Annotated in this window: 7 protein-coding genes and 2 pseudogenes; 5 read left to right on the top strand and 4 right to left on the bottom strand. The window is 59.2% G+C overall.

Annotated elements, in window-relative coordinates; all coding sequences use genetic code 11:
* Positions 1-126: 126 nt before the first annotated feature.
* Positions 127-939 (bottom strand): bifunctional DNA-formamidopyrimidine glycosylase/DNA-(apurinic or apyrimidinic site) lyase, encoded by an 813-nt coding sequence (gene mutM / locus JWR98_RS21005; protein WP_205491104.1) that lies wholly within the window; start codon positions 937-939, stop codon positions 127-129.
* Positions 940-960: 21 nt separating this feature from the next.
* A complete protein-coding gene (locus JWR98_RS21000; RefSeq protein WP_179119972.1) occupies positions 961-1773 on the bottom strand; it encodes an HDOD domain-containing protein in 813 nt (270 codons plus the stop codon).
* Between the two features lie 279 nt (positions 1774-2052).
* On the opposite strand from JWR98_RS21000, the gene JWR98_RS20995 reads away from it, so the two are divergent.
* The 3 genes from JWR98_RS20995 (at position 2053) to JWR98_RS20985 (ending at position 6053) form a co-directional block, all read left to right on the top strand.
* Positions 2053-3249: a class I SAM-dependent rRNA methyltransferase gene (locus JWR98_RS20995; protein ID WP_003176715.1), complete on the top strand. Its 1197-nt coding sequence runs from the start codon at positions 2053-2055 to the stop codon at positions 3247-3249.
* A gap of 397 nt (positions 3250-3646) precedes the next feature.
* On the top strand, positions 3647-4732 hold the full coding sequence (locus JWR98_RS20990; protein ID WP_205491102.1) for a SagB/ThcOx family dehydrogenase: 1086 nt from the start codon (positions 3647-3649) through the stop codon (positions 4730-4732).
* A gap of 118 nt (positions 4733-4850) precedes the next feature.
* Positions 4851-6053, top strand: a complete 1203-nt coding sequence (locus JWR98_RS20985) for an MFS transporter (protein ID WP_205491100.1) — start codon at positions 4851-4853, stop codon at positions 6051-6053.
* Here JWR98_RS20985 and JWR98_RS20980 read toward each other — a convergent pair.
* Positions 6050-7783, bottom strand: coding sequence for a DUF4153 domain-containing protein (locus tag JWR98_RS20980; protein ID WP_205491097.1), 1734 nt, complete (start codon positions 7781-7783; stop codon positions 6050-6052). The two genes, JWR98_RS20985 and JWR98_RS20980, sit on opposite strands and share 4 nt — an antisense overlap.
* A 295-nt stretch (positions 7784-8078) precedes the next feature.
* Here JWR98_RS20980 and ilvD point away from each other — a divergent pair.
* Positions 8079-9918: pseudogene (ilvD, locus tag JWR98_RS20975) on the top strand (dihydroxy-acid dehydratase).
* 118 nt (positions 9919-10036) lie between these two features.
* On the opposite strand, the gene JWR98_RS20970 reads toward ilvD, so the two are convergent.
* Positions 10037-11098 (bottom strand): phosphorylcholine phosphatase, encoded by a 1062-nt coding sequence (locus tag JWR98_RS20970; RefSeq protein ID WP_078735088.1) that lies wholly within the window; start codon positions 11096-11098, stop codon positions 10037-10039.
* A gap of 242 nt (positions 11099-11340) precedes the next feature.
* Here JWR98_RS20970 and JWR98_RS20965 point away from each other — a divergent pair.
* Positions 11341-12731, top strand: a pseudogene (locus tag JWR98_RS20965) (L-cystine transporter).
* Positions 12732-12790 lie beyond the last annotated feature (59 nt).

The following is a 12790-nucleotide window of genomic DNA, read 5'->3' as shown; positions in this document are numbered from 1 at the left end:
TTTAGTGCCTGTAAGGGCCCCATCGGGAGCAAGCCCCCTCCCACAGTTGACCGAGTTCCAACATGAGAATGCGGTCGAATGAGAGGGGCTTGCCCCCGATGGCGGCAATCAGCCATTACCCAATAATCAGCTCTGGCACCTGGGGCAAAACACACTCGCCCGCTGCCCCAGCACCACATTGCGCAACTCTGTCCCGCAGACCTTGCACGCCTCGCCTGCGCGGCCATAGACGAACAGCTCCTGCTGGAAATACCCCGGCTGCCCGTCGCCGCCGATAAAGTCCCGCAACGTTGTGCCGCCCCGTTTGATGGCGGCTGCCAGTACGCGCTTGATCTCGACCGCCAGCTTCAAATAACGCCCGCGTGAAATACCGCCGGCCGCGCGACGCGGGTCGATTCCGGCCGCAAACAGCGCTTCCGTCGCATAGATATTGCCCACGCCCACCACCACTGCGTTGTCCATGATGAACGGTTTCACCGCCATCGACTTGCCGCGGGACAACTGGAACAAGCGCTCGCCATCGAACAGCTCGGTCAACGGCTCCGGCCCCAGGCGAATCAGCAACTCGTGGTTGTGCGGGTCCTGGCTCCAGAGCATTGCGCCGAAGCGCCGAGGGTCGGTGTAGCGCAGGCTCAGGCCCGATTCCAACTCGATGTCCACATGTTCATGCTTGGCCGCCGGCATGCCGGTCTCCACCAGGCGCAGGTTGCCCGACATGCCCAGATGGCTGATGAGGGTGCCGACTTCGGCGTTGATCAGCAGGTATTTGGCGCGTCGTTCCACCAGCACGATGCGCTGCCCGGACAGGCGCACATCCAGGTCTTCCGGGATCGGCCAGCGCAGGCGTCGCTCACGCACCACCACACGGCTGACGCGCTGGCCTTCCAGGTGCGGCGCGATTCCGCGACGGGTGGTTTCGACTTCTGGCAACTCGGGCATGTGTACCTCTTGAAGTAAGGGTCAGTGCGCGCCCAGTTCGCGGATCGACAACTTCATGCTCTCGAAGTCGTAGTCCGACAGGCCCACGTAATCCAACACCAGAGGGCCGACGGTTTCCCACTCGTGATCGACCGCCTGGCCGCCCAGCACCCGGTAGGACGAGCAAATGTGCTCGGCCATCTTCAGGATCGCCAACAGGTTTTTCAGCTGGGGATTGCGCGTCGACTCGTCGCTGAAAATCGCCAGGGCGTTGTGGTGGTTGGCGATGGCGTCGGTCACATGTTCCGGCAGGCGCCAGGACTTGGCCGTGTAGTAACCGACCACGGCATGGTTGGTGTTGAAGGCATTGTTTTCAGTGTCGACCACGCGGCAGTCGGGGCCGGCATTGGCGTAAGCCTCTTCCAGCACCGTCATGTAGTCGGGGAAACGCTTGAGCATCAACGGCACGCCACAATCGTGGAACAACCCCAGGGCGTAGGCCTCGTCCACGGCCTGGGAGCCCGTGCGCTTGGCCAGCGTAAGGCAGGTCATGGCCACATCCTGGGCGGTGTCCCAAAAGCGGTTGAGGATGACAATGGTGTCGTCGCTCATCTCGCCCTTGATCGACAAGGCATTGATCAGGTTGATGATCGAACGGCTGCCCAGCAGGTTCACCGCACGCTGGATCGAGGCGATCTTGTTACTCAGCCCGTAATACGACGAATTGACGATCTTGAGCAACGCGCCGGACAAGCCGGGATCCTGGGAGATCAACCGCGCGATCACTTCCAGGTCCGGGTCGGGCATATACTGCTCCATCTGCAAATCCACCATGATTTGCGGCTGAGGCGGCACGCTGATGCCCTGCAGGGCCTGCTGGATCTGTTCGGCGGAAAGCTCTTGGGACATAAGTACACACTCTGGGCTAGGCGGGGATTCTAACCCCTAAGCAAAGCTGACCGACACCTCAAATACCGGATTGGACGCGGAGCCAGTGTGGGAGCCGGGCTTGCCCGCGATAGCATCAACACCGTACGTCAGATACACCGCAGCGCCCGCATCGCAGGCAAGCCAGCTCCCACATGAACCGTGCCGCAACAGGTATACTCCCGCTCTTTTTTCCGGAGCGACGTCATGTCCCTGCCAAGCCTGCGTCTCAAAGCCAACGCCGATCGTCGTTTGCGCAACGGCCACCTGTGGGTCTACAGCAACGAAATCGATGTGGCCGCCACCCCACTCCACGGCTTCCAGGCAGGCGACCAGGCCATCCTCGAAGCAGCCGGCGGCAAGACCCTGGGCATCGTGGCCATGAGCCCGAACAACCTGATCTGCGCGCGCCTGCTGTCGCGCGACATCAAGTTGCCGCTGGACAAGTCGCTGCTGGTGCACCGCCTCAACGTCGCCCTGTCCCTGCGTGACCGGCTGTTCGACAAGCCGTTCTACCGCCTGGTCTACGGTGATTCCGACCTGCTGCCGGGCCTGGTGGTCGACCGTTTCGGCGACATCCTGGTGGTACAGATCGCCTCGGCGACCATGGAAGCGCATAAAGACGACGTGATCGCGGCCCTGACCCAAGTGCTCAAGCCGAGCGGCATCCTGTTCAAGAACGACTCCGCCGCGCGCGACGCCGAAGGCCTCAACCGCTACGTCGAAACCGTCTTCGGCCTGGTGCCGGAGTGGGTCGCGCTGGAAGAAAACGGCGTGCAATTCGAAGCCCCGGTGATCCAGGGCCAAAAGACCGGCTGGTTCTACGACCACCGCATGAACCGCGCCCGCCTGGCCCCGTATGCCAAAGGCAAACGCGTACTCGACCTGTACAGCTACATCGGCGGCTGGGGCGTGCAAGCCGCCGCCTTCGGCGCCAGTGAAGTGTTCTGCGTCGACGCCTCGGCCTTTGCCCTCGATGGCGTCGAGCGCAATGCTGCGCTGAACGGCGTGGCCGAGAAGATGACCTGCATCGAAGGTGACGTGTTTGAAGCGTTGAAAGAACTCAAAGCCAGCGAAGAACGCTTCGACGTGATCGTTGCCGACCCGCCGGCCTTCATCAAACGCAAAAAAGACATGAAGAACGGCGAAGGCGCCTACCGCCGCCTGAACGAGCAAGCCATGCGCCTGCTCAGCAAGGACGGCATCCTGGTCAGCGCCTCGTGCTCCATGCACCTGCCGGAAGACGACCTGCAGAACATCCTGCTCACCAGCGCCCGTCACCTGGACCGCAATATCCAGATGCTTGAACGTGGCGGCCAGGGCCCGGACCATCCAGTGCACCCGGCGATTGTAGAGACGCGGTATATCAAGAGCATTACGTGCCGGTTGTTGCCTAACAGCTAAGCCCTTTCAGGCAGAACGCTGTCCGACTAATTTCGGGCAGCGTTAGTCGTCCTCCAAAATAAAAAACCAATAACGCCCGTAATATTGCAGCGACTTGGCTGCCTTCCTATACAAGGCCAGCATAGAAATACAGCTTCATCGTTACAGCAAAAATATACTACAAGCCTTCCAGAATACTCCTACATCATACGACTAGATTAATCAAAAACCGACGCCTAGTCTGGCTTTGTCACGACCACTCGACGTGGCAACCACTTAACTTGGAGAGCCAACATGAAAACAGTTACCCTTGAGTCAAAAGAACTGGCAGCATTCGCTTTAATCGGAATGCCTAAATAAGTCATTGATTATGAGCAGGGTTGCACGCCAACCCTGCCTTGGCAGTAGGGAATAAAAAATGCACATTAATCCCAACTTATTTTTCTTGGCCAAGCCACCCGCACTCATCATCTGGAACTACAAAACGCATGAGCAATTTGAGTTAAACCCCACGTACTCGCAACGCCTGATGGAGCTCATCCACGATATTTCCAAGTATGACTCTAAGCTCACAATAGACTCAACCTTTTCAAAAAACTCAATCATACAAGAGCTACCAGCGGCCGAATGTCTTTGGGGCTGGGACGATATTTCAAAAATATTTCACATCGGGACGAAGGATCTCCTTGACGCCGAACAACCAACAGACAGCAGTGGCTGGGCAGATCATTACTTGACCCATTGCCGAAACGTTTTAAGTACTAACTTACCAGATTCAAATCGGTTCGCTCATCTTCATGCAGAAGACTTGATAACGTTGCCTCGGCCATTGCCAAACGAAGCACTTATAAAGAACCCCTCACTGGAAAATGCGTTACTAAGAAGAAAAACCTGTCGCTCATACTTCAATAAAAGCATCTCACTGGAAGACATGAGTACATTACTTTATCTTTCCCTCGGCCATTTAAAAGAACACGACACAGACACATCAGAATTAACACCTGTCGCTTTTCGCGCCAGGCGAACCAGCCCTTCGGGTGGTGGTTTGAGTTCAAGTGAAGGTTACCTGTACGCTTACAATGTACGAGATTTAAACCCAGGCATTTACTACTACCACCCATCCTTTCATGGACTTAGATTAATCCACAGACTGAGTGAGCCTCTCGGTAATTTCTTACAAGGCCAGCACTTCGCGGACAACCTTCCATTTGGTCTATTCATCACATCGCGATTCGACAAACTATGGTGGAAATACCCACATTCCAGAGCCTACCGAGTTGCCCTAATAGAGGCCGGACACATTGCACAAACGACTCAACTCATAGCAACCGCGATGGGACTCAACACATGGCTATCGGCAGCGCTCAACGACAGCAAGGTTGAAAAAGCTCTCGGCATACAGGACCTTAGGGAACAGTTGGTTCTTTTTGTCGGAGGGGGCTACAGCGACGGAAAGGTTTTCAGTGCAGAGTTCGAAAGGCTTTTGATGCCTCATACGGATTGAGATCTCAGTCAACAGAAGCACTCAGCATAACGCTGCAAATAGAGTCGCCCCATCTTTTAATTCAGTCCAAGCAGCCCGGCTAGCATTAGCTTCTAGCGCCACCCCGGAAACAATAACAATGTCCGAGCCCACCTGCCCGTCCTCACACAGTGGAGACCTCAAGCGTCGACACCTCTCCCGCTTCACCCTCATCACCTGCATTTCCCTGATCAGCTTTTTCCCGATCAATATCCTGCTGCCCTCCTTCCCCGCCCTGGCCGTCAGGTTCGATACTCCCAGCGCAGACATCGCGCTGTCGATCAGCCTGTTCACGCTGGTCTTCTCCATCTCCCAACTCATCACCGGCCCACTCTCGGATAAATGGGGCCGCAAGGAAGTTTTACTTGGCTGCATTACGCTATCGATCCTGGGCGCTATAGGCTGCGCAATGGCGCCTGATTACCTGAGTTTTCTGCTGTTTCGCTCAGTCCAGGCCATGGGTTGCGGTTTCTTCGTATTGGGACATGCGTTGGTGGAGGATCTGTTCGAGGAACAGGACCGGGCCAGAGTTCGCCTCTATTACATGACCCTGAGTGGTTCCTTTGTGGCTCTGTCACCACTGATCGGCTCCTGGCTGCAAACGACGTTCGATTGGCAAGGCAGCTTCTACGGCTTCGCCTTGATGGCGCTGGGTATGTTGATCCATGCGTTTTGCATCCTGCCGTCCAAGTCCGCCAGCCCGGATCACGCGTCGGTATCGATCGCCAGCACGCTCAAAGCCGTGGCCGTCAACCGAGATTTCCTGCGCTATTGGTGGATCGCCGCGCTGGTGTTCGCCTGTTATTTCGCCCTGATCAGCGTGACACCCTTGATCTTCATGGATGCACTCAAGCTCTCCGAATACCAATACGCACTGGTACTGATGGTATACGGCGTGGCCTATCTGCTCGGCGGTGTGGCCGCGTCGTATTGGCAGAAACGTATTTCGCTATCCCGGCAAATCAACATCGGCCTCGGCCTGCTCTGTGTCGCCGGCATGCTGCTAGCGCTGATCCTGAGCCTGGATGCCATCACCACCGTGACCTTGCTGATCCCAATGCTGATCAGCGCCCTCGCCGTCACGCTGGTTCGCCCTGCCGCCATTTCTGCGGCGATGCGGTTGTTTTCCAGCCGCGCGGGCACGGCGGCCTCGGCGGGGAACAGCATTATGTTCTTCACCGCTGCCGTCAGCAGCGCGGCACTGGCCCAGGCGGGCGATCATCTGCTGCTGACCATCGCCCTCAGTTTCATCGGGTTCAGCCTGTGGGGGCTGGTGACCAATCGCCGAGCAGGCCGCGACTAACGTTCCCGAATCACCGGAGTGAGCAGCATGTCGCTGGACTCCAACTGCATATAACGCGGCTTGGCCAACGAGACCTTGCCTGCGCGGATGTCGCGGATCAGCGTTTCAGTGTCGATGGCTCCGTCCGGCAGCTGCGTCCACAGCAGCGGGCCGCGATCGCTCCATTGGCCTTTATTGTCCTGCACGAAAATGCGCGGGGGCTTGAAGTCATGACGGTAGCTTGTGCGCGGCACTGCCAGCACTTCGGGCAGGCCATCCTCGTCAAGGTCGACCGCCCACAGCACACAGCCGGGCTCACACGGCGAGTCCGTGTCCAGGCTGAGTTCGGCGAACTGTTCGCTGCCTTTGGGCTGTGGCCCGATCCACTCCAGTTCGGGCTTGGGCCGCTGGGCGCGTTCCTTTTCGTACTGTTCGCTGAAACTCAGCGACGTGTCGTCCATGCGCTCGCGCAAGGCCCGGCGTGATTCCGGGTCCAGAATGCGCTCCTGATCCAGATCGGCCTGCAACTTCGCGTACGCCTCCTGGCCCGCCTTCTCCAGGCCAAACCGCAGGTTGTGCGCATCGAACGCTTCAGCCTTGGTGCGCCCGTCAAGCAAACGCCGGACCTGGTCGTCGACGCTCAGGCGCACCGGGTCCAGAAGCGGCGTGTTGATCAACACCACCAGCCCACAAAACAACAACGCCAGGGCCGGGTTGGTCACCCGCAAGTTGCCCAGCCAGACCGGCGAGCGCAAGGCGACCGCCCACACCGCCGCCAGGCCGTACAAGCCACACAACACTGCCAGCGCCAGCGCGATGAAGCGCAGTGGCGACAAGGCGTATTGCTCGACCCGCAGCCAGCTTGAGTAAAACGCCAATGCGGCGAGTATCGGCAGGCACAGCAGGCTCAATTCGATAAAGTGCGTCAACCATTTGGGATACGGTCGAGGCTGGACGCCATCCTGAAACACACCGTTGAGCAGGAATAATTGCGCACCGGCCAACACCAGCAGAATCGGGGTGGAGTAGCCCGTCGCCCAAATCCGCGACAGCCCGGTGAACGGTAAGGTCAAGGTAAACAGCACACTGATCAGCGCGATCAACGGCAATAACAAGCCACAGGCGCTTAACAACATGCCACGCATCTGGCCGATGACTTTCTCGCTGCGCGCCGCCAAGTACATTCCCAGGGCGAACAGCAGCGGCAGGCTGAAACTCAGGAACAGCTTGCTCCAGAAGTGATGCTCGAAAAACTCGATGCCCAGCATCAGAAACAGCTGGCCCCAGAGTTTGAGCAACAGCATGAACACCGCCACCAGAATCAGCGCGTACAGCACAATAAACACGCTGCTCCAGGCCTGCAGGAACAACGCCTCATAGCGCCAGCGCTCGCCTTTGGTGGCAGGCCAGACGAACAGAAAGGTGGCGCAGACATAACTCAACACCAGCAGGCTGATCACCCAGGAGTTGATCGCCCAGCGGGGATTGCCCTCAGGATCAAGGCCCTGGCAGACCCACAGCGTCATACCGCCCATCAGCACGGTGAACGCCAGGGTAGGCAGCAATGAACGCCAATGTCGGGCTTTCTCGCCGAGCAACTGCAACGCGGTACCGACGACCAGCACCACGGTGCCGGTGACAAAAAACAGCGTCTCGCTCAGGCGATGCAACTGGCCGGCGTAATAGAAGACGATTCCCTGGATCAGGCCGATCAGCAGGTAGAACCCTAGAAAACGGTGAATAACGGGCATTCCAATTCCTTTGGAGCGAGGTGAGTGCAAAGGGCCGCCAGTCTAAACAAAGCCGGCCGCCCTGAGTATTGCCCCATTCCCTCCAGCCGCCAGCGGTGTAGAATCGGCCCTATTCATCGCCAGTCATCCCCCGGCGGGTTTATGAGCTCAAGGCCACTGCGCACGGCGATCCCGTAACGTTTGCGGCAACTTCCGGACACCAGTGCCATTTTTCGGGTGTTCCAGACGTCAATAGAAGCTCACTCCCCAGTAGTACCTGATTAGTAGTTACCTGATTAGCCGCCCGGAGTGCTCCATGCCAGATTACCGCTCGAAAACATCCACCCATGGCCGCAACATGCCGGCGCGCGCGCACTGTGGCGTGCCACGGGGATGAAAGATGACGACTTCAAGAAGCCGATCATCGCGATTGCCAACTCGTTCACCCAGTTCGTACCCGGCCACGTGCACCTCAAGGACCTCGGCCAACTGGTCGCCCGCGAGATCGAACGCGCCGGCGGCGTGGCCAAGGAATTCAACACCATCGCCGTGGACGACGGCATCGCCATGGGCCATGACGGCATGCTGTATTCGCTGCCGAGCCGCGAGATCATCGCCGACTCCGTGGAGTACATGGTCAACGCCCACTGCGCCGACGCCATCGTGTGTATCTCCAACTGCGACAAGATCACCCCCGGCATGCTGATGGCCGCCCTGCGCCTGAACATCCCGGTGATCTTCGTCTCCGGCGGCCCGATGGAAGCCGGCAAGACCAAGCTCGCCTCCCACGGCCTCGATCTGGTCGACGCCATGGTCATCGCCGCCGATTCCAGCGCGTCCGACGAAAAGGTTGCGGAATACGAGCGCAGCGCCTGCCCGACCTGCGGCTCGTGCTCCGGCATGTTCACCGCCAACTCGATGAACTGCCTGGTGGAAGCCCTGGGTCTCGCCTTGCCGGGCAACGGTTCCACGCTGGCCACCCACAGCGACCGCGAGCAGCTGTTCCTGCAGGCCGGCCGCACCATCGTCGAGCTGTGCAAGCGCTACTACGGCGAGAACGATGAGTCGGTGTTGCCGCGCAACATCGCCAACTTCAAGGCGTTCGAAAACGCCATGACCCTGGACATCGCCATGGGCGGTTCCACCAACACCATCCTGCACTTGCTGGCCGCTGCCCAGGAAGCCGAGATCGATTTCGACCTGCGCGACATCGACCGCCTGTCCCGTCACGTACCGCAACTGTGCAAGGTCGCGCCGAACATCCAGAAGTACCACATGGAAGACGTGCACCGCGCCGGCGGGATCTTCTCGATCCTGGGCTCCCTGGCGCGTGGCGGCCTGCTGCACACCGACCTGCCGACCGTGCACAGCACGTCCCTGGCCGAAGGCATCGCCAAGTGGGACATCACCCAGACAGACGACGAAGCCGTGCACACCTTCTTCAAGGCAGGCCCGGCCGGCATCCCGACCCAGACCGCCTTCAGCCAGTCGACCCGTTGGGACACCCTGGACGCCGACCGTGAAAACGGCTGTATCCGCAGTGTTGAACACGCGTATTCCAAAGAAGGAGGCCTGGCCGTGCTGTACGGCAACATCGCCCTTGACGGCTGCGTGGTCAAAACCGCCGGTGTGGATGAGTCCATCCACGTCTTCGAAGGCCGCGCCAAGATCTACGAAAGCCAGGACAGCTCGGTACGCGGCATCCTCGCCGACGAAGTGAAAGAAGGCGACATCGTGATCATCCGCTACGAAGGCCCGAAAGGCGGCCCGGGTATGCAGGAGATGCTGTACCCGACGTCTTACCTCAAATCCAAAGGCCTGGGCAAAGCCTGCGCCCTGCTCACCGACGGCCGCTTCTCCGGCGCACCTCGGGCCTGTCCATCGGCCACGCCTCGCCCGAAGCCGCAGCCGGCGGCGCGATTGGCCTGGTGCAGGACGGCGACAAGGTGCTGATCGACATTCCGAACCGCTCGATCAACCTGTTGATCAGCGATGAAGAACTGGCGGCCCGCCGGGTTGAGCAAGACAAGAAGGGTTGGAAACCGGTGGAAAAACGTCCACGTAAAGTGACCACCGCGTTGAAGGCTTACGCGTTGTTGGCCACCAGCGCCGACAAAGGTGCGGTACGTAACAAGGCGATGCTTGACGGTCTGTAAGCCGCGCCCATAAAAAATGCCCCGCCAAGCGGGGCATTTTTTTGCCTGGAGCAAATCTCCAAAACACTGGAGATCAAAATGTGGGAGCTGGCTTGCCTGTGATAAGGGCGACTCGGTCTTACTGGATGTCCTCCGGCTTGACGATCACCCAGTTCTTGTCCGCCGTCACCGGCAAGCCTTCCTTGGCCTGCGCCGCCGCGTGCTTGGCCATCATGCCGTTGAGTTGGGTCATGTATTTGTCCTTGCGGTTGATCCACAGGTGGATGCCGCCCTTGGCCACGTCCACATCGTGGAACAGCATGTAGCCATCGCTGGAGGGCGTGTCGCCGCCGACGATTACCGGTTTTTTCCATTCATCGATGTAGGTGAGGATTGCCGCGTGCTTGCCGGCCATCCAAGTCGCCGGGGTCCACAGGTAGGGGGTGAGCTCCAGGCCGAGGTTGGCCTTCTCGTCATACTTGCCGGCAGCGATCTGTTTGCGGGCAGTGGTCAACTCGCCTGTCTTGCGGTCCTTGAGCAGGGTGGTCACACCGATCACGTTCTCGGGTTTGACGTTGTAGCCGTACTTCGGATCCGCCGCGACCATGCGCACCAGCTCTTCCGAAGCGGCGGTCATCACGTACACCTCGATGCCGTTTTCCATCAGCTTGTTGTACAGCTCGGCCTGGCCGGTGAAGACTTTGGGCGGCTGCACCTCGGACTTCTTCACCGCGTCGCCTTCAAAATAGGTGACGGGAACGGGCTTGCCGGAGGCCATCAGCTCATCGACCTGGACCTTGAGTTCCTTGAGGGTGAAACCGGAAAACACTTGGGCGACCCATGGGTAGCAGACCATATCGTCCACTTCGCACAGACGATAGTAGTAGCTGAACAAGCTCTCCTTATGGTCGGCGGTGTCTTTGAACGGCATCAGCTTGAGCGATGGATCAAGGCTCTCGCGGGTGATCAGGCCCTTGTTTTCCATGTACGGCAGCAAGGACTCTTCAAGGTCGTAGCGGTAGCTGGTGTTGTCCATGTCGAACACCGCGAAGTTACCCTTGTTGGCATTGGCGGCGATCATTTCGTTGAGTTGCTTGGCGGCGGGCGCCGGCCAGTGTTTCAACTCGGTGGCGGCAAACGCCTGGCTGGCGAGCCCCAGGCAAAGTGCGGCGGATACCAGTAGTTTCGGCGCGAGCTTCATAGGCGTTGTCTCCCTGAGTTAAAGACATCGACGCTAACAAATCCCTGTGACAGTTCCCGTGTCGAGCACGACGGTACACGTCCTGATCCCGCCAGCGGCATACGCCTGAGCGTCAACCACTTATTCCAAAAACGACAGTCAACATTCCATATCGGTATTAAATCATTATATTTCAAGCTGTTAGGCTTCCCGGTTCGCAATCGCAGTCTCATGCGATGGGCTGCCTTCTCAACGGAGCTTCAATGAATCTGCCCCTGATTCTCAACTTACTGGTGTTCGTGGCCCTGCTGTTGGGCCTGGCACAAACCCGCCGCACGAACTGGAGCCTGGCCAAGAAGGTCTTGTTCGCTTTGGTCCTGGGCGTGGCGTTCGGTGTGGCGCTGCACGGCATTTACGGTGCCGGCAATCCGGTACTCAAGGCCTCCATCGGCTGGTTCGACCTGGTCGGCAATGGCTACGTGCAGTTGCTGCAAATGATCGTGATCCCGCTGGTATTCGCATCGATCCTCAGCGCCGTGGCGCGCCTGCATAATGCGGCGTCCCTGGGCAAGATCAGTTTCCTGACCATTGGCACCTTGCTGTTCACCACCGCGATAGCGGCATTGATCGGTATCAGCCTGACCAACCTGTTCGGCCTCACCGCCGAAGGCCTGGTGGCCGGCACCCAGGAAATGGCACGCCTGCAAGTGATCCAGAGTGACTACGCGGGCAAGGTCGCCGACCTGAATATCCCGCAGTTGCTGCTCTCGTTCGTGCCGGCCAACCCGTTTGCCGACCTGGCCCGGGCCAAGCCGACGTCGATCATCAGCGTGGTGATTTTCGCCGCGTTCCTGGGGGTCGCCGCGCTGCAACTGCTCAAGGATGACGTGGAAAAAGGCCAGAAGGTGCTCAACGCCATCGACACCCTGCAAGCCTGGGTGATGCGCCTGGTGCGCCTGGTGATGAAGCTGACCCCTTACGGGGTACTGGCGCTGATGACCAAAGTGGTCGCCGGTTCCAACCTGCAGGACATCATCAAGCTCGGCAGTTTTGTGCTGGTGTCGTACCTGGCTTTGGGCCTGATGTTCGTGGTGCACGGCCTGCTGCTGTCGTTGGCCGGGGTCAACCCGTTGCGGTTTTTCCGCAAGGTCTGGCCGGTGCTGACCTTTGCCTTCACCAGCCGCTCCAGCGCGGCGGCGATTCCGCTGAGCATCGAAGCGCAAACCCGCCGCCTGGGCATCCCGCAGTCCATCGCCGGCTTCGCCGCCTCGTTTGGCGCGACCATCGGCCAGAACGGCTGCGCCGGGCTCTACCCAGCAATGTTGGCGGTGATGGTGGCGCGACCGTGGGCATCAATCCGCTGGACCCGCTGTGGATCGCGACCCTGGTGGCGATCGTGACCTTGAGTTCGGCCGGCGTGGCGGGCGTGGGCGGTGGTGCGACCTTTGCCGCGCTGATCGTACTGCCGGCGATGGGCTTGCCGGTGTCACTGGTGGCGCTGCTGATTTCCGTGGAACCGCTGATCGACATGGGCCGCACGGCGTTGAACGTGAACGGTTCGATGACGGCTGGGGCGATTACCAGCCAGATCATGGGGCAGACGGATAAGGCGTTGTTGGAGGCGGATGAGCACGCTGAATTAGCGCAGGCCTGACAGACCGCTATCGGGGGCAAGCCCCCTCCCACAGTTGATCGAGTTCCAACATGAGAATG

Source organism: Pseudomonas lactucae (genome assembly GCF_016937615.1).
In the GTDB taxonomy this organism is placed as follows: Bacteria; Pseudomonadota; Gammaproteobacteria; order Pseudomonadales; family Pseudomonadaceae; genus Aquipseudomonas; species Aquipseudomonas lactucae.
The sequence above is the reverse complement of the archived record's forward strand: the minus strand, read 5'-3'. Positions and strand labels throughout refer to the sequence as shown.

Coding starts and splice junctions, on each gene's coding strand:
- JWR98_RS20970 (WP_078735088.1), bottom strand. CDS start 11,098: ATGAAGCTCGCGCCGAAACTACTGGTATCCGCCGCACTTTGCCTGGGG.
- JWR98_RS20985 (WP_205491100.1), top strand. CDS start 4,851: ATGTCCGAGCCCACCTGCCCGTCCTCACACAGTGGAGACCTCAAGCGT.
- JWR98_RS20995 (WP_003176715.1), top strand. CDS start 2,053: ATGTCCCTGCCAAGCCTGCGTCTCAAAGCCAACGCCGATCGTCGTTTG.
- mutM (WP_205491104.1), bottom strand. CDS start 939: ATGCCCGAGTTGCCAGAAGTCGAAACCACCCGTCGCGGAATCGCGCCG.
- JWR98_RS20990 (WP_205491102.1), top strand. CDS start 3,647: ATGCACATTAATCCCAACTTATTTTTCTTGGCCAAGCCACCCGCACTC.
- JWR98_RS20980 (WP_205491097.1), bottom strand. CDS start 7,783: ATGCCCGTTATTCACCGTTTTCTAGGGTTCTACCTGCTGATCGGCCTG.